General features: G+C 38.9%; 23 protein-coding genes. 11 read left to right on the top strand and 12 right to left on the bottom strand.

Going from position 1 to position 24,895, the window contains the following annotated elements; genetic code table 11:
* Window positions 1-265 precede the first annotated feature (265 nt).
* The 5 genes from radA to ricT all read left to right on the top strand — a co-directional run bounded on the left by radA (window position 266) and on the right by ricT (window position 5,717).
* The gene (radA, locus tag TEGAF0_RS11355; protein WP_264898339.1) at window positions 266-1,639 is read left to right on the top strand and encodes a DNA repair protein RadA; all 1,374 of its coding nucleotides are present in this window, start codon (window positions 266-268) and stop codon (window positions 1,637-1,639) included.
* A 73-nt stretch (window positions 1,640-1,712) separates the two neighbouring features.
* Complete coding sequence (locus TEGAF0_RS11350; RefSeq protein WP_264898338.1) at window positions 1,713-2,414, top strand: ComF family protein; 702 nt, start codon at window positions 1,713-1,715, stop codon at window positions 2,412-2,414.
* 57 nt (window positions 2,415-2,471) lie between these two features.
* Entirely contained in the window at window positions 2,472-3,005 is a 534-nt protein-coding gene (locus TEGAF0_RS11345) for a glutathione peroxidase (RefSeq protein WP_264898337.1), read from the top strand.
* 76 nt (window positions 3,006-3,081) lie between these two features.
* Window positions 3,082-4,281, top strand: coding sequence for a DNA polymerase III subunit (locus TEGAF0_RS11340; RefSeq protein WP_264898336.1), 1,200 nt, complete (start codon window positions 3,082-3,084; stop codon window positions 4,279-4,281).
* A 35-nt stretch (window positions 4,282-4,316) separates the two neighbouring features.
* A complete protein-coding gene (ricT, locus tag TEGAF0_RS11335; RefSeq protein WP_264898335.1) occupies window positions 4,317-5,717 on the top strand; it encodes a regulatory iron-sulfur-containing complex subunit RicT in 1,401 nt (466 codons plus the stop codon).
* Here the strand turns inward: ricT and TEGAF0_RS11330 are convergent.
* The gene (locus TEGAF0_RS11330; protein WP_264898334.1) at window positions 5,704-7,431 is read right to left on the bottom strand and encodes a M3 family oligoendopeptidase; all 1,728 of its coding nucleotides are present in this window, start codon (window positions 7,429-7,431) and stop codon (window positions 5,704-5,706) included. The genes ricT and TEGAF0_RS11330 overlap by 14 nt on opposite strands.
* A 110-nt stretch (window positions 7,432-7,541) precedes the next feature.
* Here TEGAF0_RS11330 and mutL point away from each other — a divergent pair, with 110 nt between their 5' ends.
* Entirely contained in the window at window positions 7,542-9,392 is a 1,851-nt protein-coding gene (gene mutL / locus TEGAF0_RS11325; RefSeq protein ID WP_264898333.1) for a DNA mismatch repair endonuclease MutL, read from the top strand.
* A 19-nt stretch (window positions 9,393-9,411) separates the two neighbouring features.
* Here mutL and dacB read toward each other — a convergent pair whose 3' ends face one another.
* From dacB to TEGAF0_RS11290, 7 genes are read right to left on the bottom strand one after another with little or no spacing between them, the layout of a single operon-like run.
* A complete protein-coding gene (dacB, locus tag TEGAF0_RS11320) occupies window positions 9,412-10,755 on the bottom strand; it encodes a D-alanyl-D-alanine carboxypeptidase/D-alanyl-D-alanine endopeptidase (protein WP_264898332.1) in 1,344 nt (447 codons plus the stop codon).
* Window positions 10,756-10,765: 10 nt separating this feature from the next.
* Window positions 10,766-11,899 (bottom strand): arginase family protein, encoded by a 1,134-nt coding sequence (locus TEGAF0_RS11315; protein ID WP_264898330.1) that lies wholly within the window; start codon window positions 11,897-11,899, stop codon window positions 10,766-10,768.
* A gap of 57 nt (window positions 11,900-11,956) precedes the next feature.
* The gene (locus tag TEGAF0_RS11310) at window positions 11,957-12,661 is read right to left on the bottom strand and encodes a response regulator transcription factor (RefSeq protein WP_264898328.1); all 705 of its coding nucleotides are present in this window, start codon (window positions 12,659-12,661) and stop codon (window positions 11,957-11,959) included.
* 2 nt (window positions 12,662-12,663) lie between these two features.
* Window positions 12,664-13,638, bottom strand: a complete 975-nt coding sequence (locus TEGAF0_RS11305) for a sensor histidine kinase (RefSeq protein ID WP_264898327.1) — start codon at window positions 13,636-13,638, stop codon at window positions 12,664-12,666.
* Complete coding sequence (locus TEGAF0_RS11300) at window positions 13,635-14,099, bottom strand: gliding motility lipoprotein GldH (RefSeq protein WP_264898326.1); 465 nt, start codon at window positions 14,097-14,099, stop codon at window positions 13,635-13,637. Before TEGAF0_RS11300 ends, TEGAF0_RS11305 begins: the two co-directional genes overlap by 4 nt.
* Window positions 14,100-14,136: 37 nt before the next feature.
* Window positions 14,137-15,012, bottom strand: coding sequence for a YicC/YloC family endoribonuclease (locus TEGAF0_RS11295; protein ID WP_264898324.1), 876 nt, complete (start codon window positions 15,010-15,012; stop codon window positions 14,137-14,139).
* Window positions 15,013-15,055: 43 nt separating this feature from the next.
* Window positions 15,056-15,766 carry an NUDIX hydrolase gene (locus TEGAF0_RS11290; RefSeq protein ID WP_264898322.1) on the bottom strand — a complete coding sequence of 237 codons (711 nt, stop codon included), beginning with the start codon at window positions 15,764-15,766 and terminating at the stop codon, window positions 15,056-15,058.
* Window positions 15,767-15,864: 98 nt separating this feature from the next.
* On the opposite strand from TEGAF0_RS11290, the gene ligA reads away from it, so the two are divergent.
* Together ligA and TEGAF0_RS11280 are read left to right on the top strand one after the other, a co-directional pair.
* Window positions 15,865-17,961, top strand: coding sequence for an NAD-dependent DNA ligase LigA (gene ligA / locus TEGAF0_RS11285; protein WP_264898320.1), 2,097 nt, complete (start codon window positions 15,865-15,867; stop codon window positions 17,959-17,961).
* Window positions 17,961-18,632 carry a DUF2461 domain-containing protein gene (locus tag TEGAF0_RS11280; RefSeq protein ID WP_264898318.1) on the top strand — a complete coding sequence of 224 codons (672 nt, stop codon included), beginning with the start codon at window positions 17,961-17,963 and terminating at the stop codon, window positions 18,630-18,632. The genes ligA and TEGAF0_RS11280 overlap by 1 nt, the downstream gene beginning before the upstream one ends.
* Here the strand turns inward: TEGAF0_RS11280 and TEGAF0_RS11275 are convergent.
* The 4 genes from TEGAF0_RS11275 to TEGAF0_RS11260 form a co-directional block, all read right to left on the bottom strand.
* Window positions 18,629-19,111, bottom strand: coding sequence for a hypothetical protein (locus TEGAF0_RS11275; RefSeq protein WP_264898317.1), 483 nt, complete (start codon window positions 19,109-19,111; stop codon window positions 18,629-18,631). The genes TEGAF0_RS11280 and TEGAF0_RS11275 overlap by 4 nt on opposite strands.
* A gap of 32 nt (window positions 19,112-19,143) precedes the next feature.
* A complete protein-coding gene (locus TEGAF0_RS11270; RefSeq protein WP_264898315.1) occupies window positions 19,144-19,962 on the bottom strand; it encodes a hypothetical protein in 819 nt (272 codons plus the stop codon).
* 10 nt (window positions 19,963-19,972) lie between these two features.
* Window positions 19,973-21,016 (bottom strand): aspartate-semialdehyde dehydrogenase, encoded by a 1,044-nt coding sequence (locus TEGAF0_RS11265; protein WP_458574895.1) that lies wholly within the window; start codon window positions 21,014-21,016, stop codon window positions 19,973-19,975.
* A 122-nt stretch (window positions 21,017-21,138) separates the two neighbouring features.
* On the bottom strand, window positions 21,139-22,062 hold the full coding sequence (locus tag TEGAF0_RS11260; protein WP_264898313.1) for a PfkB family carbohydrate kinase: 924 nt from the start codon (window positions 22,060-22,062) through the stop codon (window positions 21,139-21,141).
* A gap of 142 nt (window positions 22,063-22,204) precedes the next feature.
* Here TEGAF0_RS11260 and TEGAF0_RS11255 point away from each other — a divergent pair, with 142 nt between their 5' ends.
* From TEGAF0_RS11255 to paaA, 3 genes are read left to right on the top strand one after another with little or no spacing between them, the layout of a single operon-like run.
* A complete protein-coding gene (locus TEGAF0_RS11255; RefSeq protein ID WP_264898311.1) occupies window positions 22,205-22,798 on the top strand; it encodes a TetR/AcrR family transcriptional regulator in 594 nt (197 codons plus the stop codon).
* Window positions 22,791-23,864 carry a 1,2-phenylacetyl-CoA epoxidase subunit PaaE gene (gene paaE / locus TEGAF0_RS11250; RefSeq protein WP_264898309.1) on the top strand — a complete coding sequence of 358 codons (1,074 nt, stop codon included), beginning with the start codon at window positions 22,791-22,793 and terminating at the stop codon, window positions 23,862-23,864. The genes TEGAF0_RS11255 and paaE overlap by 8 nt, the downstream gene beginning before the upstream one ends.
* Window positions 23,865-23,870: 6 nt before the next feature.
* Window positions 23,871-24,812 (top strand): 1,2-phenylacetyl-CoA epoxidase subunit PaaA, encoded by a 942-nt coding sequence (gene paaA / locus TEGAF0_RS11245; RefSeq protein ID WP_264898307.1) that lies wholly within the window; start codon window positions 23,871-23,873, stop codon window positions 24,810-24,812.
* Window positions 24,813-24,895: the final 83 nt, after the last annotated feature.

Genomic DNA, 24,895 nt, shown 5'->3' with positions numbered 1-24,895 from the left:
TCTAAAAACTTACCAACAAAAGCCTTATACATAGTTTTAATTTACATATTTATTTAAATTTATTTATTGAATGATGATTATCAATTATTTAAAAAATTGAAATGCTTGAAAATGGGTTAGTTCTACAAAAAATAATTTTGCAGTTTGCCCTATTTTGGTAATTTAGTGGTAGAATTTAATGGGTTAGTAAGTAAAGGGGTCAACAGCTTTGTTGGCCCTTTTGCGTTTTACGCTTCTCCCTTTAATTTCCCTTATTATACCTGTTATGAGTAAGATAAAGACAGCATTTTTTTGCAGCAATTGTGGATATGAGAGTACAAAATGGATAGGCAAATGTCCTTCCTGTAATCAATGGAATACTTTTTCAGAAGAAGTGATTCAAAGTGGAGACGCAAAAGAAAAAACTACTTGGGAAGATTATTCAGATAATAAAAGAACTAATAAGTCTGTTGCGCTTAGCGAAATTAGTTACAAGGAAGAAAAAAGATTGGCAACCTTAGATACAGAATTAAACAGAGTTCTGGGCGGTGGAATTGTTGCAGGTAGTTTGGTGCTGGTTGCAGGTGAACCTGGTATTGGTAAAAGCACTCTGTTTTTACAAAACGGTTTGTTGCTAAAAAATATTCGGGTATTATATATTAGTGGGGAAGAAAGTGAGCAGCAAATTAAAATGCGTGCAGATCGCCTCAACATCAACAATGAAAATTTTTATTTGCTCACAGAAACTGATACCAATATCATTTTTAAAGAGATAAAAAAACTAAAGCCAGCGTTGGTAATAGTAGACTCTATTCAAACGCTGCAATCGAATTTGATTGATTCAGCTGCAGGAACAGTTTCACAAATCAGAGAATGCGCTGCAGCTTTTCAACGATTTGCAAAAGAAACGAACACACCCGTATTTCTGATTGGTCATATAACAAAAGATGGTTCCATTGCAGGACCTAAAATACTCGAACATATGGTGGATACTGTTTTGCAATTTGAAGGAGACAGACACTATGCTTACAGAATTCTCAGAACGCTCAAAAACCGCTTTGGGTCTACATCTGAGCTGGGTATCTATGAAATGAGCGAGACAGGAATGCGCGTCGTAACCAATCCTTCCGAAATATTAATTGCTCAAAGAGAAGAAGTGTTAAGTGGAAGTGGAATTGCAGCTGCGCTGGAAGGAATGCGCCCTCTTTTAATTGAAGTACAGGCCCTCGTTACACCAAGTGTTTATGGAACACCACAAAGAACAGTTACCGGTTTTGACTTGAGAAGATTACAACTTTTATTAGCGGTACTGGAGAAAAGAGGTGGTTTCCAGTTTGGACTGAAAGATGTATTTGTAAACATTGCGGGTGGAATAAAAATTGAAGACCCGTCTATTGATCTTGCGGTTATTTGTGCCTTACTATCTTCTTATGAAGATAATCCGCTACCGAAAAATATTTGCTTTGCAGGTGAAGTTGGATTGAATGGTGAAATCAGAGCTGTCAACAGAATAGAACAAAGAATTGCAGAAGCGCAAAAATTAGGTTTTGAAAAAATCATTGTTTCTAAATTCAATAAAAAAAGTTTTGATGCAAAAGCATTTCAGATTCAGATTATTGCCTTGAGCAGAGTAGACGAAGTGTATCAGCAACTTTTTTAAACCCCGTTTAAAAACATTTTCTTATTCGTTTTATACGCATTTGAATAAATAATGAATTGTAGAAATTGACTTTATGTCAACGCCAATTCGTTATTACTTCAGTGCATTTCAGCAATTGTTTTTTCCTCATATATGTTGCGGATGCGGAGCCGATTATATAAAAGTCAATCAATTCATTTGTGCATCCTGTATGCACGCACTGCCCGAAACAAATTTTCTGGATAAACCAGGTAATCCTATCGACAAAATTTTTGAAGGGAGATTAGCCATTTCTGCTGCGGGGGCTGGCTATTATTTTTACAAGTCCGGACTGGTTCAGCACCTGATTGCCCAATTAAAATATCATCAAAACAAAGAAGCCGGAAGATTTTTGGGGAAGCGCCTTGGGCACTTTTTAAAGGATTCGAATCGGTTTAATGAGGTTGATTTACTGATGCCCCTTCCTCTACATCCCAAAAAAGAGTTTCAAAGAGGGTATAATCAGGCAACCCTTATTTGTGAGGGAATAAAGGAAGTATGGCCAAAGCCCATTTGCACCAAAGCTGTTTCACGTCTTATCTATACACAAACCCAGACACAGGGCAACCGTATCAGTCGCTGGAAAAACATGGAAAACGCCTTCTGGGCAGTTGATCCCGCATTTATTAAAAACAAACATATTCTTTTGATTGATGATGTAATTACCACGGGCGCCAGTTTGGAAGCATGTGGCAATACTATATTAAGCATATCCGGAACAAAACTCAGCATTGCCACGGTTGCATTCACCGTTTAAGCTTACTGATAGTCTATCAACTTTTTCTGCTTAGTTTCGTTATATAAATAAAAACGCATGAAATACTTTCTTTCCATCATCAGCTTTGTGATGCTTAGTTCATTCACCATACCTGGTGGCCCCAGCATTCACAACTTTAAAGTAAAGTCCATTGACGGGAAAACCATCGACTTTTCCAGTTTTAAAGGCAAAAAAATTCTGGTGGTAAATACTGCCTCCAAATGTGGATATACTCCTCAGTATGAAGCCCTGCAAAAAGTTTATGAAGCTTACAAGGACAAACTGGTTATTGTGGGTTTCCCGGCTAACAATTTCGGAGGTCAGGAACCCGGTTCTGACAGCGAAATTCAGAGCTTTTGTAAAGCCAATTATGGAGTTAGCTTCCCCATGGCTAGTAAAGTGAGTGTAAAGGGGAGCGATATGGCACCCATTTACAAATGGCTTACTGCAAAAACGGAAAATGGGGTACTCGACGCTGAAATAGGTTGGAATTTTGGAAAATTCCTACTAGACGAAAATGGTAAGCTAATTGCCTATTATCCGAGCAAAGTAAAACCTGACAGCGAAGAAATTTTAAAATTTGTAAAGTAATTTATTCTTCTATTTTTGTGAAAAGAGAATGTTAGCACATTCTCTTTTTTATTTGTGCACCTCTTTATTGTATTGCATGCTTTTCTCCGATGTTATAGGTCACCATTCCATTAAACAGCATTTGGCTGAAATGGTAGAACACAATCGCCTAAGCCACGCATTATTATTCCTGGCGAAAGAAGGGGCAGGTGGACTTCCACTTGCTCTTGCTTTTGCTCAATATATTGTAAGCCTTCCCGCCGAAGCTCCGGTTGTAGAAGACCTTTTTGGTGGAATGACGGCTCTAGAACCCACCAGCGGTTTTATTCCCCCCGAACAAATAGCCAGTGAAGTTGCCTACACAAGAGCAGCCAAACTGGTTCACCCCGATTTGCATTTTACCTACCCTGTTATCCCCAGAAAATCAGGAGACAAACCTATCAGCGCAGACTATATTGAAGAATGGAGAAGCTTTGTAGAAACCATGCCTTACGGCAATGTGTACGACTGGTTACAAAGTATTGGTGCAGAAAACAAACAAGGAAATATTACTGCCGAAGAGTGTAACCAGATTATGCGGGAATTGAACTTAAAAAGCTTTGAAAGCCGATACAAGGTTTTATTGCTTTGGATGCCGGAATACCTAGGCAAAGAAGGGAACAAACTTTTAAAACTAATTGAAGAGCCTCCGGCTAATACTGTATTCATATTGGTTGCTGAAAACGAAGAAATGATTTTGCCAACCATTTTAAGCAGATGCCAGCTGGTCCGTATTCCCGCATTGGAAGATGCCGATATTGAAAAAGCATTGATTGAACGCGCAAAAGCCAGTGAAGAAACCGCCAGACAAATAACAGGTATTTGTGAAGGCAACTACAGAGAGGCCCTGCATCTATTGCAACACGCAGATGAAGACTGGCAGTCCCTCCTAAGGGAATGGTTAAACGCGATGCTGAAAACAGGTCCTGCAGCACAACTAAAATTCATTGACGAAGTAAGTAGATTAGGCAGGGAAAAACAAAAACAGTTTCTCCGATATTTTAACCATCTGCTGGAGCAAAGTATACGCATTCGTGTGATGGGTGAGGAACAGATTAAGGTAGCTGCTGAAGAAAAGGACTTTGCCAAAAGGCTCAATAAGATTGCATCTGTAAGTCAGCAAGAGTGTATGATTGAAGAGCTAGACAAGGCGGCTTACTATATTGAGCGCAATGCCCACGCCAAAATGCTGTTTCAGGCACTGACCATTAAACTATACCATATCATTCAGAACAAAACCCTAATTTTGAGTAACTAGGTATCAATTAAAGAACTTTTTATTTACATATATATATGGGATGTGGATCTTGTGGAACAGGAAAGCCGAACGGCTGTAAAAGTAATGGGGGGTGTAGCACTGGCGGATGTAATCGTTTAAATGTACATGACTGGCTGATGAACCTGCCTTTTAGCGATCCTGAGAGCAATTGTCGCGTGGTGGAAGTTAGTTTTAAGCAAGGAAGCAGAAAAGAATACTTTAGAAATCCAACACTACAATATTTTGAGAAAAGGGAATACGTTACAGTAGAAGGGGTAAGTGGATTTGATGTGGGGGAAGTTAGTCTTACCGGAGAACTGGTTCGGCTGCAGTTAAAGAAAAGGCAGATTGATGAGTTCAGCCCCGAGATGAAAAAAATTCTTAGAAAGAGTACTGAAAGAGATATCGAAAGTTTTGAAATCAGTAAGAGTCGTGAAAAAGAAATTCTAGCAAGAAGCCGTACCATTGCCCGCAGTCTTAATCTGCAAATGAAATTGAGTGAAGTGGAAATTCAGGCTGATGGCAAAAAAGGTACTTTCTTCTACACTGCCGATGACCGCGTTGACTTCAGGGAAATGATTAAAATTTTTGCCAGTGATTTCAAAATCAAGGTAGAAATGAGACAAATCGGTATCAGACAGGAAGCTGCAAAGCTGGGAGGAATTGGTTCCTGCGGAAGAGAACTTTGCTGTAGTACCTGGTTGAACGATTTCAAGAGTGTAAATACTACCGCAGCACGCTATCAGAACCTTTCGATTAATCAGACCAAGTTGAGTGGTCAGTGTGGTCGTTTAAAATGCTGCCTAAACTACGAATTGGATACTTATTTAGATGCACTTCAGCAATTCCCTGATTATGCAGATACACTGGATACCGCAATGGGAACGGCTCATTTGATTAAAAAAGATATTTTTAAAAATTTAATGTGGTATGTGCTTCCCAACAATACCAAGCACTATCCATTGACCATTGATCGCGTTAAAGAAATTAAACGCCTGAATAAACAAGGGCAAAGAGTGGATGAATTACAGGCGGTTGAAATTGTGAGCAATAAACAAAAAGAGGCAGAACCTGCATTCGTTGAACTGGTTGGACAAATCAGTTTAAAAACTCTAGAGAAAAACGATCGTAAAAGAAGAGATCAACAAAGAAACAATCAGCGTGGTCCACAGGGTAATGCACCGCAAAGCAGAAACCAACCCAATCAGGGTCCCCATCAAGGGCAAAACCAGGGAGGTCCCAATAGGGGCCCGCAACAGCGCGGACAAAATCAAGGACCTCAACGTCCCCAGCAAAATAATCCTAATAACCCGCGTGGTCCTCGTGGACCCCAGCCGAACAGACCCAACAGGCCTGCTCATCCCAACAATGGTCCTGTTAACAGACCAAATAACGGGAACAATTCCAAATCCGATAACGGACCTAAGCAGGAATAAGCTGATCCATTTCGGTCTTTACAAATTCCATGAGGGTTTTAATATAGGCTGGTGTTAAATTGAATTCTAGTCCGGCAGCATTGTACAATTCAGGTAATGTTTTGGTGCCCCCTAAACTCAAGGCATTCATATAATTATCCAATGCCTGTTTGGGATTTTTCTTGTACTGCATCCAAAGTCCTATTGCACCCAATTGTGCAATACCATATTCGATATAATAGAATGGTACTTCAAACAAATGCAACTGCCTTTGCCAGCCAATAGCTCTGTAAGCATCCAGCCCGGTATAATCAATTGCTGAGGTTGAGAATTCGGTAAGAATATTCATCCAGGCATCGGTTCTTTCTTCAACGCTATGCTGTGGATGTTCGTAAACCCAATGCTGGAATTTATCAATGATAGCAATCCATGGGAATATCGTGATGGTTCTTTCCAATTGATGTTCTTTGGCTCTTTGCAAATCGGATGTATTATCAAAAAATGCCTGCCAGTGATCCATGCTGAAAAGTTCCATTGCCATACTGGCTACTTCAGCAATTTCTATGGGATACTCCTTGAAGGCGGATAAAGGCAGCGGATGTGCCAAAAAAGAATGCACAGCGTGTCCTCCTTCGTGTACCATAGTAGTAACATCACTCATTTGCCCAGCTGCATTCATGAAAATAAATGGGGCTCCGCTTTCTGCCAATGGACAATTGTATCCACCTGGCGCTTTACCCTTGCGGCTTTCCAAATCAAAATGATTCATTTCTTTCATTTTGCGAAGACAATCGGCAAAGAAAGGATTTAGCTGATCAAAGCAAGTAACTGTTTTTTCATATAAATCTTCTCCGGTAGTAAAAGGCTTCAATGGCTGTGTTCCTGCAGGCTCAGCTTCTGTATCCCAGGGCCGCAAAGTATCCAGGCCCAGCTTCTGACGTTTTCTTTCATAGATCTCATTCACCAGAGGCAATACATATTGCTTCACCGCATCATGAAATTGAAAACAATCATCTTTGGTATAATCAAAACGACCCAGTTCTTTAAACTTATAATCTCTGTAATTTTCAAAACCGGCATTCACAGCAATCTGATGACGTTTTGCTATGAGGGTTGAATACAATTCGTGCATAGCATTCTCATCCTGCTTTCTTCGATCCTGAATTTTATGGTAAACCGATTCACGCAATTTTCTGTCACTGCTTTCCAAAAATTTAGCAGCCTGCTGGAGTGTATATTCTTTGCCATCCACTTCCACCGTCATTTTTCCGGCAATGGCTCCATATTGTTGTTGCAAAACACTTAGCTCTGCTGCAATAGGAATATTTTCTTCCCGAAACAATTCAATACTCTTTCGTACTGAACGTAGATAAGTGTGGTATAGCGACTGATCCAGTTCGCTGGTGTAAGAACAGGCAATTAATTTTTTGTTCAGCTGATCTGCATAGGCCTGCAGTTTTGGCTGAATTTCCATACAGAAATAGGTAAATGCATCTTCTAGGGACTTATCGGTAGTATCGCAGGTCATTTTAATTTGTCTCCAGCAGGCATCTTCACTTACTACAGCTTCTAATTCACTCAAATCCTGCAACCATTGCGATAAATCCGCTTTACTTTTGAGGGGTCTTTCCGTCAACTCCTTAAAATAAGGCTCCAGACTGATCCAGTCGGTTACTATAAAATCAGCAGGTAAAAAACTTCTGGGAATCTTCTGTATCGCAGCTTTCGGATGCATATTCACTTAATTTAAGTGCAAATTTACTGCAACTGTACCTTGCAGTTAGTACAGGAATCTTATTTTTACAAACTTTTATTTTTTGAGACATAAGCGCAGAAGACATTATTGTGAGCAATACTATTCATCTTTTACCCGATCATATAGCCAATCAGATTGCTGCTGGCGAAGTAATCCAAAGACCTGCCAGCGCAGTAAAGGAATTATTGGAAAATGCAGTTGATGCCGGTGCTACACAAATACAATTACTGGTAAATGATGCCGGGAAAGCACTGATTCAGGTAATAGACAATGGAAAGGGAATGAGTCCGGAGGATGCCAGCATTGCATTTGAACGACATGCCACCAGCAAGATCAGACAGATTGAAGATTTGTTCCGTATCAGTACTATGGGATTCAGAGGAGAAGCATTAGCATCTGTTGCAGCTGTTTCTCAGGTTGAATTAAAAACAAGACGTGCAGAAGACGAACTGGGCTGTCTGGTAGAAGTAGAAAACAGTAAAGTAATCCGTCAGGAAGCTTGCACGGCTGCAGTGGGCACCAGTATCAGTATGAAGAACCTATTCTTCAATGTTCCTGCGCGCAGAAACTTTTTAAAAAGCAATGCGGCCGAAATGCGCCATATCATGGATGAATTCATTCGGGTTGCAATGGCGAATCCGGAGATATTTTTCTCCTTGAAAAGCAATGGCCAGGAAGTATACCATCTGGAAGCAGGTTCGCGCAAACAAAGAATCGTACAGATTTTAGGTAATAGTTATAATGCTAAACTGGTAACAGTTTCAGAAGAAACAGATTACATGAATATAAGCGGTTTTATCGGGAAACCTGATACTGCCCGAAAAACCAGAGGTGATCAATACTTTTTTGTAAACAACCGTTTCATTAAAAGCGCTTATTTAAATCATGCAGTTAATGCCGCATTTGAAGGATTGATTGCAAAAGATAGTTTTCCTAGCTATGTGCTATACATAGATTTAGATCCAGGTCAGGTAGATATTAATGTACATCCGACCAAACAGGAAATTAAATTTGAGGATGAAAAAATTGTGTACGCATTTGTTCAGGCAGCCATTAAGCATGCATTGGCACAATTTAGCATTGCTCCTTCGCTGGACTTCTCTCTGAATGCGGATATTCAGGGATTGGATGCAGTAAGCAAACCTTTTACCAGTAACCAAAAGGATGCAGCAGTTTCATCCAGCCTCTACAAAGCATTTTCACAAAAACACCAGGCTCATTTGATTGAACCCAGTGCTAAATCAGAATTGAAAAGCTGGAAATCATTCTTTGAACCTTCGAGTTCCGCTACAGATCATTTGGGTGGAGATGCAGTAAAAGACAAACAGATATTTGAAGAATCCTACACAGGTAACCGTTTATTGAATGTGCCGGTTGTACAACAATATTTGCAGGTTCAGCAAAGCTATATCATTGCTACAACGGAAAAAGGCTTTTTATTGGTGCATCAGCAACTGGCCCATGAGCGTATTTTGTATGAAAAATACAGTCAGGCAGTTCACAGCAAACAGGCGCCAACACAAAAAAGTTTATTCCCTATTCCACTGGAACTAACCGTTTCCGACAAAATTTTGTTGGATGAATTGTTACCTGATTTACAACTAATCGGATATCAGATAGAAAAAGAATCGGAAGGTGAATATTTAATTCAGGGAACACCAGCTGATGTTACGCAGGGAAATGAAAAGCATGCGATTGAAATGTTGATAGAACAATTCAAGCATTTCAGCAGCGATGTTACATTCAGTCAGCGAGAGAAACTGGTTCGTTGCATGGCAAAGCAACAATCCATTAAATCTGGTACTGGTATGGATGAAAGAGAAATGACCAAACTGGTAAATGATTTATTTGCCTGCAATACGCCTAATATTAGTCCATCAGGCGCCCCCACTTATATTGAATACAAAGGAAATTACCTAGAGCAATTGTTCAATAAATAGCTCATGTAAACAGCAGCTTCTACTGCTCATTTATTATAGAAGTGAGAAACTGTTCTATCTGTTTTCTGATTACAGAGGCAGAGGATTGATGTGCATTTACCATAACTGAAAAGATCAATTCTTTTCCCTGATTGGTAATTAGGAAACCACTTAATGCAACATGATTAGAAAGTGTTCCCGTTTTGGCAAAGATTTTTCCTTCGTATCCTTTATACAGTCCTCCTAAAGTTCCCGTATTACCAGTTGGAAAAATAGTAGAAATGCGATTCCAGCTTTGCTCCTGTTTCATTTTATTCAACACCCAGATGAAATCCTGAGGTGTCATTAAATTATAACGGCTCAATCCGCTACCATCCACCCATCTAGGTACTTGTGGCATACCTTTCATCTCCGATTTCAATAAAGTATCAATTGCCTGTGCATCATTCATGAGACCAATCTTCTGATTACCGACCATTAGTAAAACCTGTTCTGCATAAAAATTGTCGCTTCTATGCATCATAATTTTTAAGAGACTATCAGTAGACTGCGAATAAAAATTTTCCCATGTAGGATTGTCCAACACTACTTCATTGGCATAACTCAGTATTCTGTTCAGCGTGTCTTCAAGCAAAGGAATCATCACCTGCTCCATATCCTGTTTTACTACAAAGGGTATGGAAGTGCCATTAAAATTCCGATTACTTTTAACAACAGTAAAACTGTTCTCAGACTTGTTTCTGGCAATAGAGAATTTACCATCTTCGGTACTAGAGAATATAACCAATGAGTCTTTAAATGCTTTAGGGATAACTGTAATTCTGTTTCCCTTCTTGCCAAAATATACGAGGTTGCCATATATAGGCATCGGAGATCTTTCCGGAGAGTAATCTGCATCAAAGTCATTCCATGCCCAGCCATTTCCAAACGCTTCCGCTGAGTATTTAGGTGCAACAATAGTGATTTTAGGTGCGTTTTTCTGCAAAAAATCAAAGGCCCGATGCTCATCAAAATCAGGATGTAGAAAACTTGGGTCACCTGTAAATCTCAAAGTAAAATTGTCCTCGTCTTTTAAATACTGAAAAGCAATCAGGCTATCACCCAGATTTTTCATTGCTGCATAGCAGGTAAAAATTTTGGTATTGCTTGCAGGAATAAAATATTTGTCAGACTGATAATTATAGAGATATTTTCCGCTGGCGGGATTAAAAACGCTGACCCCAAGATGAGCGGGCTGAAAGGCCGGATGTTGTAATAAAAACTGTTCTGCTTTTTCCTGATAAAAATCCACTTTCTTCTGGGCAGAGGATTGAACCGGGATTGAGATTACTTTACAGGAAGCAAGTAAAAAAAGTGATACAATGCAGGAAAACAGTTTTTTCATTTGGGAGATTTTAGCTTCTTTCAACAGCCCTTAACCAACGTTCAGGAATGTCGTTATTGCAGGCCACTATATAATCTTTGTGACTGCAAGCTACAAATTTACCATCATGCAACTGCATCCACCATCTCCCAGTTCTTTTACTCTGTAAAAATGCAGTAGGGGCTTCCGCAAATGCCATGGTGAATTCATTGAATTCATTCCTGTTTTCCAAACTAGCTTCCTGCTTTCCTCTGTGAATCCCATCTATCACATACCAGATCATATGTGCCTGTTGAATGGCTGTCATATCATGCATGTCTTTCGCTACATCATATCCATATAATCCTATTGTATTACAGATACTGCTCATTCCCGCATACTGCATCAATGTACAGGCTTCTTCTCCATTTAGTCCGTTGGGGGTTACCCGGTTTGCCGGTGCATGGGCATATTGAATGGCTTCAATATCGAAACTGAATAACTCGCTGTTGCGAATGGCGGGTTCCATTTCCTCAATAGCTTCTTTTACCCTTCCGACTCTGTAAAAATCAAATCCAAGTTTATTAATGGTCTCTAGCATATGCGGATGCATATAATAGCTTTGGAAAGCAATATGCGTATAGTGCTTAAGATGATTGGGAATTCCGGTAAACATATCAACTAGAAACTGGTCGGCCGGTTCCAGACTGTCCATATCAAGATTAATTCGAGCATCTACTGAAACAGCATCAATGATTTTATTCAGCGAACCGTATGCCTGATACTGTGGAGCCGTTATATCATGAGAGCCGCCCAGAATAAGTACTTTTTTACCCATCTGTATGAGCTCACTAACCACCATTTTTACCGCAGCATAACTGTCAGGCAAACTGGCTCCGGTTTTAATATTTCCCAAATCGGCAATGCGCACTTCAGAATGCCAGTAGTATAATTTGTAAAACTGTGTCCTAACTTTATTGGGAGCACTGGTATTGGTATACTGCATACCCATTCCCCGCATTTCTCCACAACCAACTATGACCAAATCTACTTCGTTGATGTCGGGCAATTCTTCTTCAAAAGCAAGGATATGTTTTCCTATCTGTGTGTCTTTAAATCCTTCATCCAGAGAAATTTCAGCAAGATTGATAGGTTCCAGAAAATCAACGATAGAGGATAATGACATGGGTACGATTTTGTATCCCCATTAACGAAAAAACCGATCCGATTATTGCCAATTAAATTAATCTGTGTACTTATATCCAACCCCACGTACAGAATGAAAATAAACCGGGTTTCGACTGTCTTCTTCAAAATACTTTCTGAAGCTTAGGATAAAATTATCGATGGTTCTGGTAGTAGGATATACATTGTACCCCCAAACTACCTGTAAAATCTTCTCACGAGTAACCACATCCCCCTTATTTTCTATCAGGAGTTTAAGCAGCATGGCTTCTTTCTTGCTCAAATCCACTCGCTGACCATTCCAGGTAATGGCATCCTGTGCTTTAAAATCAATCAGATTGTTACCAAATTTATATTGATCTCCAACTGATTCTTTAACCTGCAGGCGTTTATTTTTTTCAATTAGTTTAGAAACTCTTATCAAGAGTTCATCCAGATTAAAGGGTTTAGTTAAATAATCATCTGCCCCTTTTTTTAATCCGAGCACTTTGTCTGCCGGAGCATTTTTTGCACTTAGCATTAGGATAGGAACTTCGTTATTGTGAACACGAATGCTCTCCGTTACACTAATTCCATCTAATTCAGGAAGCATAATATCCATGATGATTAAATCGAAATAGGCATTTTCCACTTTTTTTAATGCTTCATTACCATCAAAAGCTGAAGTAACTTCATAACCTTCCATTTCCAGGTTAAGCTTTAAGGCTTCATGCAAATTCAATTCATCTTCAACAATGAGAATATTTGCTTTTTCAATTGCCATTATCAGGATTTAAATGAGACCTTAAAAATACTGCCATTTGGCTGATTATCTGTCACAGAAATGTAGCCATTATGCGTTTCAACAATTTTTTTGCACAAATACAATCCTAATCCTGTTCCTTGTGCCTTTCTGGTATTCTCACTTCCACTCCGGTAAAATTTATCAAAAATCTGTGTTTTTTCACTTTCCAAAATACCAGGCCCCAAGTCTGCAATAGCCAAACAAATTTTATTTCCATTCTTCACCAACGTAACATGAATCGGTTGGTTTTTAGGCGCATATTTTACTGCATTTTCCAATAAATTATTGAGCAACATTTGTAACAAAAAAGAATCTCCTTCAATAAATATATTTTCTTCTATTGCATCAGTAATTTCTCTTTCAGGGAATCTACTTTTACAATCATCTACACAGGTCTCTGCGATATCTGTAAAATTGACTTGCTGAAAATTTACCTTATATCCACCTGCGTCTAACTGAGAGGTAAATAAAATATTATTGCATAATGCGTTCAATCTATTGGCCTCCTGTAAAGTATTTGCAATTAACTTCTGTTGTTTTTCCTCCTCAAGTTTTCGTTTTTGTAAAGTTTCTAAATTTAACTGAGCAACAGCAATAGGTGTTTTTAATTCATGCGTAATTGCCATCATGAAATTCTGTTGCTGAGCAGAAAACTTAAGTTGACGACGAGTAGCGCGATAAACATATACGGCACCAACCAATATTAAAGCAAGAAAGGTGAGTCCTTCACCAATGTATTGAGCCGTTTTTCTCTTTCGAAGCTCTTCAATTTTAGTAAGCTTGGAAATGTACTCCGGATCATCTTTATAAATTTCTGAGATTCTTATTTCCGCTAAAATGCCATTTTGTTTTTCCAGTGCAATAAACCACCAAGCAAGCGCTGCAATCATGTATAAGAGCAGAAACCAATACACAAATGTGACAAACCCCAGTTTGGGTGGCTTTAGCGTTTTCATTTGGCAACTTTTTCTACCCGCACTCCTGCATTTAACATATTAGGCAAAGGATCTTCACGCATTGCCTGCTGCAGTTTAAAGCTGTATGTTCCTGACTTTAATTTTATAGGAGCCTGTGTAAGTCGGATACGATGATCAAAAACATCGTCCATGCCAGAGCCCAGCCAGCCTCTGCGATTGTCTGCCAGGCGTAAATTGAGTAGTTGCTTTTTTGCTGATTCTCCAGGCGATTGAGTAGAAAACTGAACCCAGAGATTATTATAACGATAAGCGTCTTCGTGTCTTATAACTGCATAAATATGATAAAGTGCATTAGTATCAGTAACGGCAAACTGAAAATCAGGCTGATACTTTGACTCCCATTCGTGTTTCTGAAAAAAAGCTACTTTTTCAAATACACCATTCGATTGACAACTGCTCAAAAGAATGAATACCAGACCTGCTGCCAGAAAAGTTTTCACTGAATACATTTTATCAAAGATACAGACTGTGACGCTTCTATAAAACATTCAAAATTTGCTCTTTTGCCTTCTCCAGCTCGTCTTTCATTAAAATAACAGCCTTTTGCATGGTGGCATCGTATGCCTTAGAGCCAGTGGTATTAATTTCTCTTCCAAACTCCTGCAATATAAAAGATAACTTTTTCCCCTTTGAAAGGCCCGGCTCATTCATTACCGTTCTAAAATAGGTACAGTGATTATTCAGGCGTACCTGTTCCTCACTAATATCTATTTTTTCAATATAATATATTAATTCCTGCTCCATTCTATTAGGATCATAGTTTTCTTTACCCACATTTTCTTCCAACACTTTCATTAAACCCTCTTTTATTTTAGTTCTGCGAAGTGGTTCTAGCTGGGTAATCAACTGTTGCTGCTCTTCTATGTTTTTTAACCTTACCAATAAATCGGCTTCTATAGATTTGCCCTCTTCCTTTCTATGATTATTTAGTTGAGCAATCGCTTCTTTTAATAAGCTTTCAAAATGAGCCCATTCAGCCTCAGATAACATTTCAGTAGATGGAGTAATTACATCTGGCAGTTTCAATATGGTACTGAGAATATCTCCCGTTGCTAGTCCCAGCTCGTTCGCCAGTTGTGCTACAGGTTGAAAATAGGCTTTAGCCAAATCTGTATTAATAGTTACAGGCTTGTTGGCTCCATTTAGTTTAATAGTGATATTACATTCAACACTACCTCTTTGCAACCCTTCATTCAATAAGTTCCTTACATCAAATTCATAGGGTTTCAACAAAGCAGGAATATTCAGCCGCAAATCAAATTGCTTTCCGTTTAAAGATTTTAGCTCAACTAAAAAATTCTTATCCCCGATAGCTTGTTCTGCTCTGCCGTAACCAGTCATTGAATATAACATACCAAACTGTTTAAGTAAAAGTAAAGGAACATTAGCAGATTTGCTAAAAATCAATTCCTATCCACTTTCTTTTCTTTTTCTCGTACTTATTAAAATTGAACTGGTATAGTTTTCCGGGTCTGTGAGATACATCCTGTTCCATCTCATTGGTATCAATTAGCAAATCCATTGAAGCGAATTTTTTACGGAAATTTCTTCTATCTAATGAAACGCCAAGAATAGCTTCATATAAATTTTGCAATTCACGAAGAGAGAACTTGTCTGGCAACAAATTAAATCCTAAAGGATGTTCCTGAATTCTTTTTTGTAACCAGCTATGGCACTCGTCTACAATCTGCTTATGATCAAAAGCCATGTCTTCCAGCGAATCATAATCGTACCAATCCAACTCATTTTCATGAATATTTAAAGCATGGTGCTGAATATTTAGAAGTGAGCAGTAGGCAATCGTAATAACCCTGCCGCCAGGATGTCTGTCAGGCTTGCCAAATACTTTTACCTGGTCTAAGAAAACATTGGTCATTCCTGTCCTTTCTTTGAGGATTCTGTAAGCCGCATCATCCAAGTCTTCGTTATTTTTAACGAAATCTCCCAGTAGTGATAGTTTACCCTCGTAAATGGATAAATCGCTTTTGATAAGTAAGACTTTCAGCTTACTCTCTTCAAAACCAAAAATGACACAGTCCACTGTTAGCGGTACTTTGGGATAGGTATCCACTAAACTATGTACCGCTTTAACGGAATTTTTCTTCATATGGCCAAGCGTTTGGAGTAATCTCCGGCAATTGCGTAGTTAGTACACAAAGTTAAGGGTTGTTGGGTAATTTCTATCTTTGCAGCTTAAGACGCAATATGTACACCGCAGAACAGACAAAAGTTTTACAGGACCAATCGAAGGATATCTTATCAAAGCTGAATAATTCAGTGACATTCAATGATCTGGCTCTTTTAAAACAAGTGCTACGATTTCATGAGTACCGTTACTACGTATTGAATGACCCCTTACTATCTGACTATGAATATGACTTACTCTATCAATGTCTGGTAAAACTGGAGGCAGCCAATCCTGATATGATTAGTCCCGACTCTCCAACACAAAGAGTAGGTAGTAGTTTAAACCAGTTCTTCGAAACAACGCCTCACCTGGTTCCAATGCTTAGCCTGGACAATAGTTACAATGCAGAGGACTTACAAGACTTCGATAGAAAGGCAAGGGAATTAAGTGGTACCGATTTGCTCGAATATTGCATAGAACCCAAATTTGACGGAGCCAGTATTTCCCTTTATTATGAAAACGATTTATTGGTTCGTGCCGTTACCAGAGGAGATGGTGTTGCAGGAGAGGATATTACTAATAATATCAAACAGATTAAATCTATCCCTCTTTATGCGCCATTTTCTACCAGAGGTATTCAGCAAATTGAAATCAGGGGAGAAGTAATCATGAGCAAAAATGCTTTTGAGCAATACAACCAAAAACTGGTTTCTAAAGGATTGAGCCCATTAGCCAATCCAAGAAATGCAGCTTCGGGTAGTTTGCGCATGAAAGATCCGAGAGAAGTTGCTGAAAGAAATTTAGATGCTTTTTTATACCATATCAGCTATGTTACGCACTTACATAATCAGCATGATAAATCCCTGGAAACCCATGGGGGTAGTCTTTCCTTATTGTGGGATATGGGTTTTCGATCTCCGCAGAAAGAGAAAAGAATCATTAAAGGGATTGAAGGCGTAATTGATTATTGTCTTTCATTTGAAGCTACTAGGGATAATCTTCCTTATGAAATTGACGGGATGGTTATTAAAGTAAATGAACTGGCTTTACAGGAAAAAATGGGAATGACCTCTCATCACCCCAGATGGGCCATTGCATTCAAGTTCAAAGCCAGACAGGCAACTACTGAACTATTAGATATAGAATTTCAGGTAGGACGAACAGGCGCTATAACCCCTGTAGCCAAACTAAAGCCTGTCTTTCTGGGTGGCGTAACTGTCTCTAGTATTTCTGTACACAATGAAGAATATATTCTGCAAAAAGATCTACGAATTGGCGATCAGGTATTAATAGAAAGAGCAGGCGATGTAATACCACAAATTGTAAAAAGTTTGCCAGAACTAAGAAGGGGGCATGAGCGCTTTATTCAGTTTCCTAAAAAATGTCCTGTTTGCTACAGTGAATTATTCAAAGAAGAAGGTGAAGCCGTTTGGAGATGCATTAATATTGAATGTACTGCTCAGGTAGTAGAAAAGATAATTCACTTTGTGAGCAAAGATGCCATGGACATCAAAAGCCTGGGAGAAGCCAATGTTCGTAAGTTCTATGAACTTGGGTTATTAAAAGATATTCCCGGAATTTATAAACTGGATTATTTTTCCATTGCCCAACTGGATGGTTTTGGAAAAAAATCTCTTGACAACCTGCAGACTGCCATAGAGACCAGCAAACAACAACCATTGTATCGGTTAATCTATGCTTTAGGAATTCGTTTTATTGGAGAAACAACTGCCAAAACTTTGGCCAACGCAGTAAACCATCTGATGGATTTTGCTACCAAATCGGAGGAGGAACTATTGTTATTGGAGGATGTAGGAACAAAAGTTGCAAAAAGCATCCAACATTTTTTTTCGAACCAGCAGAACCTTCAGATGCTAAAAGAACTAGAGAATATTGGATTGCAATTGGTGAACATAAAAAAAGAAGTAAGTGCTGACGGGACGCTTCAAGGACAAAGTTTTTTATTTACCGGCACATTGGAGCAGCTGAAAAGATCAGAAGCAGAAGCAAAAGTTGAAGCGGCAGGAGGAATAATTTTAAACGGCGTAAGCAGCAAACTGAACTACCTGGTAGTTGGAACAGATGCCGGCAGTAAGCTTGAAAAAGCAAAAAAGATAAATAGTATAAAAATTATTACAGAACAGGAATTCATTGAATTGATTAAAGGACAATAATGCTGAACAAAAAAACACTCCAATTTTTAACCCAGTTAAAAAAGAACAATAGCCGTGAATGGTTCAACGAAAACAGATCTGCTTATGATCTGGCAAAAGACGATTTCATAGAATTGGTGAATGGCATATTGGCCAAAGTAAATGCATTTGACCCTGAACTTTCTTTATTGACTTATAAGGATTGTATTTTCAGAATTAATCGCGATGTACGTTTCAGTAAAAACAAGAATCCTTACAAAACCAATATGGCTGCCTACTTTGTAAAAGGGGGGAAAAAATCCTGGATGGCGGGCTATTATTTTCACTGTGAACCAGGAGGCAAAAGCTTTATTGGAGGTGGTTTGTATGGAGGAGAACCTGATCAGATTAAGAAAGTAAGACAGGAAATAGATTATAACTGGGAAGAATTTAAGGGCATTCTTAGTAATAAAAGTTTCAAAAAGCTATTTGGCAATTTATCCAGAGAAGAAGGAATGTCGCTTATCAGAGAACCTAAGGGCTACGAAAAAGACAATCCGGCTATTGAATACATAAAACTCAAAAATTTTATCGTTTCTGTACCTATTAGTGATGCAGAGTTGACGGAAGAGGGATTGATTAAAAAAATCATTACCGCATTCGCAACCATGAAACCTTTACTGCAGTTTCTGAATAGGGCAATGGAAGATTAATTAACTGGGGCGCTATACTTACGCACTTTATAATTATTTATTTTTTTGAATTTCAACTGATTGTTGGAAACGCTTACTTCTATATAGGATTTGAAGTTCCCCTTTGCATCATTGAATCCTATAATACAAGACATTGGAATTTTACCTTTCTCTATAGAAACTACAGGTAAGATATTAAAATCAGGAATTTGGATAACTTCAGTTGACCTTATCTCTTTGTATTGAATATGAACTTTGTATTCAAAAGTTTTAGAAGTCTCATAAACATTTACTGCAAATTTCCAGTTATTGGCATTGCCCACACCATCGTCTACAGGAACAGCATAGGAAGCTACTGGTTTAGTGGAAGGATTCATGCGATTTTCTGAAATGGTATCCGGCTTAATAACCACTGTGTCTGTCTTTACCACAGCATTCTGCGATTGATTATGGCAACTAATAACAAAAAAGAAACCTAAGAGATAGATGAATGCTCGCATAAATAATAGAGTGTAAAGTTTCTCTAAAATAATCAATATCTAACTACATCTGAAAAAGCTTCATCAGAGAGTAATTTTCTTAAAACAGGATGATTCATCACTTCAGTATAATCCATCCATTTCCCATTTACTTTTATTTTTCGTGATACCAGCCGGATACCGTGACTGTAGTCTACATACCAGTCTACATGACCTGTATACAAGGGTTGTATTGGTTTTCCATTCAACTGATGCCAGCCATAAATAGCCACCCGATGCTGCTTTGGAGAGCGCGAAAGCAGATCGGAAATCACAATATCTTTTTTGATGCCACTGATTAAGCCCTTTTGACCTTTTCGCTGACCTTCAATTATTAAATGGTGTTGCCACATGGTTATTGAACTGTCGCGATAAATATACATGGGCACAGGTGCCAGCTTTACTTTGGCAGCCGCATGAATATCATACACCATTTTACGTGTTGGTAGAAAACAATGGAAACTATCTGCAATAATCTGTGCAGTGATGGGTGTAAGCGGAATTCTGGCCCAGTTATCATCCGTTCCAATACTCAGGTAATCTGGCATTACAAAAAAGGTTGCCTTATTTATTTTGCCAGTTGTAGAATCCAGTACACTTACATGAATTGCTTCTGCCTTTCTTAAAAATGAAGGGATATTTCCAGCCACTACAGCTTCAAGCGCAAGAGAATCCCTTTGCTTCCATTGCATTGTCATGGCCTGCTGATAGAACTGTTCACCAGTAATTTTTGTTGTGTTTCTTGATTCACTTGTTTGATAAGTAAACAAACGGGGTCCGCAACCCACAAATACTACCAGCAGGCATAAACATAATAATCTAAATAGATTCATCCTTTAAAAATTACAATAAGCCATTGGCCAACATGTATTCGGCAATTTGTACTGCATTGGTAGCAGCTCCCTTTCTTAGGTTGTCACTTACAATCCACATATTCAAGGTCTTGTCCTGGGTTTCATCTCTTCGGATTCTACCTACAAAAACCTCATCTTTTTCATGTGCCCATAAAGGCATTGGATAAATCTGATTAGCCAAATCATCCTGAACAATAACCCCCGGAGCAGCAGCCAATAACGCTTTTACCTCAGTAACATCAAATTCATTTTCAAATTCAATATTTACGGATTCGCTATGACCTCCAATAACTGGAATACGAACAGTAGTAGCTGTTACGCGAATAGAATCATCCTGCATGATTTTCTTGGTCTCCAGCACCATCTTCATTTCTTCCTTAGTATATCCATTGTCAAGAAAAACATCAATCTGTGGAATTACATTTAAATCAATCGAGTATTTATAAGCCATTTCACCTTCCACTCCTTTGCGCTCATTAAACAATTGGTCTACCGCTTTTTTACCAGTACCAGTTACACTTTGATAGGTACTTACCACAACACGCCTGATGCCATATTTTTCATGGAGTGGCTGTAAAGCTACCACCATCTGAATGGTAGAACAATTGGGATTGGCAATGATAAAATCTTCAGCAGTTAAGGCAGATGCATTTACCTCAGGAACAACCAGCTTCTTTGTGGGATCCATTCTCCAGGCAGAAGAGTTATCAATTACTTTAATACCTGCAGCTGCATATTGAGGAGCCCACTCTAAAGAAGTACCACCTCCAGCAGAAAAAATAGCTACTGCAGGTTTTGCAGCAATACCATCTGCCATACTAACTACTGTATAATTTTTCCCTTTAAAGCTCACTTCCTTACCTACGGATCTTTCAGATGCCACCGGTACAATTTCAGTTACCGGAAAATTTCTTTCTGCTAATACCTGCAACATTTTGGTTCCTACTAAACCCGTTGCGCCAACAACAGCTACTTTCATTGGTTGATTCTCCTTCCCTTTCGGGGTTTTGGTTAAATAAAAAAGGCCTTCCAAATTTGGAAGGCCCGTTAATATGATTCATACATAAACATACAAACACCTTCCGCTTAGCGTGGTTTTTTGTTACGTTTTATGTTTTTAATTGTGCTCATTCAAACGAATTTACAATCTTTCGATTAATTTCCCAACTCAATATCAAAATTTACCAATTGTACAAACTCATCCAGTCTGGCATCAATATCTGCCTTATTGATTTCTCTCAAGCGCTGGGTTCCGAATTTTTCTACACAGAAAGAAGCCATTGCACTTCCAACGATGATGGCTGTTTTCATGTTCTCGAATGAAATGTCTTTGGTTTTAGCAATATGCCCGATAAATCCTCCGGCAAATGTATCTCCGGCGCCTGTTGGATCAAACACCTCTTCCAATGGTAGAGCCGGTGCAAAAAATACCTGATTGCCGTGGAATAATAGCGCGCCGTGCTCTCCTTTCTTAATAATTAAATATTTAGGGCCCATTTTCATGATTTTGGCCGCAGCTTTTACCAAAGAATACTCGCCACTTAATTCACGGGCTTCACTATCATTTACCATCAGTAAGTCTACCATCGCCAATGTTTGTTTCAGGTCGTCCATGGCAATTTCCATCCAGAAATTCATGGTATCCATTACAATCAGCTTTGGTCTGTTTTTCAACTGCTCTATCACACTTCTTTGTACGGAGGGAGCCAAATTGCCGAGCATCAAAAACTCACAATCCTGATAACTATCTGGGACAACAGGCTGGAAGTCTCCCAAAACATTCAGCTGGGTGTCCAGCGTGTCGCGGGTATTCATGTCCATATGGTAGCGGCCGCTCCAGAAAAAAGTCTTTTCATCCTTTTTAATTTGAACCCCTTCCAGGTCTACATTTCTTTCAGTAAGGCTATCCAATTCTTCCTGTGGGAAATCACCACCCACCACAGAAATCTGTTTTACGGGTGTATAATTGGACGCACACCAGGCAATATAGGTGCCAGCGCCTCCAATAATCTTATCACTCTTACCAAAAGGGGTCTCAATAGCATCAAAAGCCATGGATCCTACAACAACTAAAGACATAAGTATAATTTATGATACGGCTGCGAAATTAATGGATTATCCCTTAATCACCTTAAATAAGCAGTAGAGCCAATAAACTAACGATTCGCAATAATTTTAGACAAATGATTGCTAACATGTGTTAGTATATTATCTTCGCAGCATGGCAAGAATAAAAATTGAAAAAAACACCAGCCGCAAAGAAGTAATTGTTAGCAAAGCGGCCACCTTATTCAGAGAAAAAGGCTTTAAAGCGGCCAGTATGCGCGACTTAGCAGAAGCAGTAGGCGTAGAAGCTGCCAGCTTGTACAATCATATCAAATCTAAGACTGAATTATTGCATGAGCTCTGTTTTGGGGTTGCTAATCGTTTCATGCATCATATGGATGAAGTGGAGTCTAAGAAAACCAATTCTATTTCCAAAGTGGAGGAGCTGGTTCGTTTCCATATCAACGAAATGATTAATCACTACGAAGAAGTATATGTAAGCGACAGAGAGTGGAAACATTTATCAGATCCTTATCTCTCTAATTTTCAGAACCAGCGAAGAATGTATCGCAAACGTTTTGCTGCTATTATAGAAGCAGGCATTAGAAACAAGGAAATCAAAGCCATTGATGCACCTACAGCCGTTTTGATAATTCTACATGCCATTGGTGGAATTGAAAGCTGGCATAGATCCACACAAAAAATAGATGCTGCGGCACTAACCAGTAACATGATTACGATTTTGGTAGGAGGATTAAAGAATGACTAAGTTTGAAACACTTACCGTTAAAGAAATAAAGCAAGAAACAGCAGACTGTGTTTCGGTAGCTTTTGATGTGCCGGAATCTTCTAAGGAAAAGTTCAATTTTATACAGGGTCAATATATCACGCTTAAACAGGTAATCAATGGTGAGGAAGCCAGGAGGTCTTATTCCATTTGCAGCAGTCCTCTAGACAATGAATTAAGAGTAGCCATAAAAAAAGTTACCGGAGGTTTGTTTTCTACCTGGGCCAATGAATCTTTACAAAAGGGAATGGCATTGGAAGTAATGCCGCCACAGGGAAAGTTTTTTACACCGCTGAATCCCGCTGCAAAAAATCAATACGTTGCCTTTGCTTCAGGAAGTGGCATCACTCCTATTCTTTCCATTATCAAAACAACACTGCAAACTGAGCCAGATAGCAGCTTTACGCTAATTTATGGAAACAGGAATCGACATAGCATCATTTTTAAAGAGGCCCTAGAAGCTTTAAAAAATAAGTTCATGGGCCGTTTCAGTATTGTGTACATTTTATCCCGTGAAAAAACCGATGCCCCTATTCATTTCGGAAGAATCGATGCTGAAAAATGTCAACAGCTTTGTAATACATTGCTACAACCTGAAAAAATAGCCGCCTATTATTTATGCGGACCAGAAGAAATGATTTTCGGTGTTAAACAAGCACTGGAAGAGACCGGTGTTGATACTAAGAAAATTCATTTTGAACTGTTTACTACAGGTGCAAAGGCAAAGAAGAAAACAACTGATGCAACAAATAGCAGCAAAGAGGTAAAAAGCCATATTACTGTTAAACAGGATGGCATCACTTTCGCCTTTGATCTTAGTTTTGAAGGAGAAAGCATTTTAGATGCCGCATTAAAAAACGGAGCCGATCTACCCTATGCCTGCAAAGGCGGCGTTTGCTGTACTTGCAAAGCAAAACTAATTGAAGGCGAAGTTGACATGGACGTAAATTATGGATTAGAGCAGGAAGAAATAGAACATGGGTTTATTTTAACCTGTCAGTCTCACCCGAGAACAGAAAATGTATTCATTGACTTTGATGTTAAATAGATAATTATGGAACAAGACTTTGAAAAAATCTTTCAGGACAAGATTGATCGTGAAATAAGAATTGAGCCAAAAGACTGGATGCCTGAGAAGTATCGTCAGACCTTGATCAGACAAATCAGTCAGCATGCGCATAGCGAAATCATTGGTATGTTACCAGAGGGTAACTGGATAACGCGTGCCCCATCTTTAAGAAGAAAAGCTATCCTACTCGCAAAAGTGCAGGACGAAGCAGGGCATGGTTTGTATTTATATAGTGCGGCTGAAACCCTTGGCATTACAAGAGATCAGATGTATGAACAATTGCATACCGGCAAAGCCAAATATTCTTCCATATTTAACTACCCTACTTTAAGCTGGGCGGATATGGGTGTAATTGGCTGGCTGGTAGACGGTGCAGCAATTATGAATCAGGTGCCACTTTGCAGAACTAGTTTTGGTCCTTATGCACGTGCTATGGTTCGGGTTTGTAAAGAAGAAAGTTTTCACCAGCGTCAGGGTTTTGAAATCCTCTATGTATTAAGTAAAGGAACAGAAGCTCAGAGAAGAATGGCGCAAGATGCCATCAACCGCTGGTGGTGGCCAAGTCTGATGATGTTCGGACCCAAGGACGATGAAAGTCCTAATACCATTCAAAGCATGAAATGGAAAATCAAACGATTCAGCAACGATGAACTCAGACAAAAGTTCGTGGACGTTTGTGCAGAGCAAGTAAAAGTACTGGGCTTTACCTTACCAGATAAAGATTTAAAATGGAATGAAGAACGAGGACACTATGATTTTGGTGAAATCAATTGGGATGAATTCTGGCAAGTAGTGCAAGGCAATGGTCCCTGCAATAAGGAAAGACTGGATGCCCGTAAAAAAGCTTGGGAAGAAGGTGCGTGGGTAAGAGATGCGGCTTTGGCCTATGCCAATAAAAAAGCCAAACAAAAACAAGCAGCGGCATAAGCATTTAGCATTCACGTAAGTATACACTTAATAAATCAGTATGAACTTGATAAATAAGTAGCGTGTTTTTAAAACCACAAATC

Source organism: Sediminibacterium sp. TEGAF015 (genome assembly GCF_025997995.1).
Classification (GTDB): domain Bacteria; phylum Bacteroidota; class Bacteroidia; order Chitinophagales; family Chitinophagaceae; genus Sediminibacterium.
Note: the sequence above shows the minus strand (reverse complement) of the source record. Positions and strands in the feature narration are given on the sequence as shown.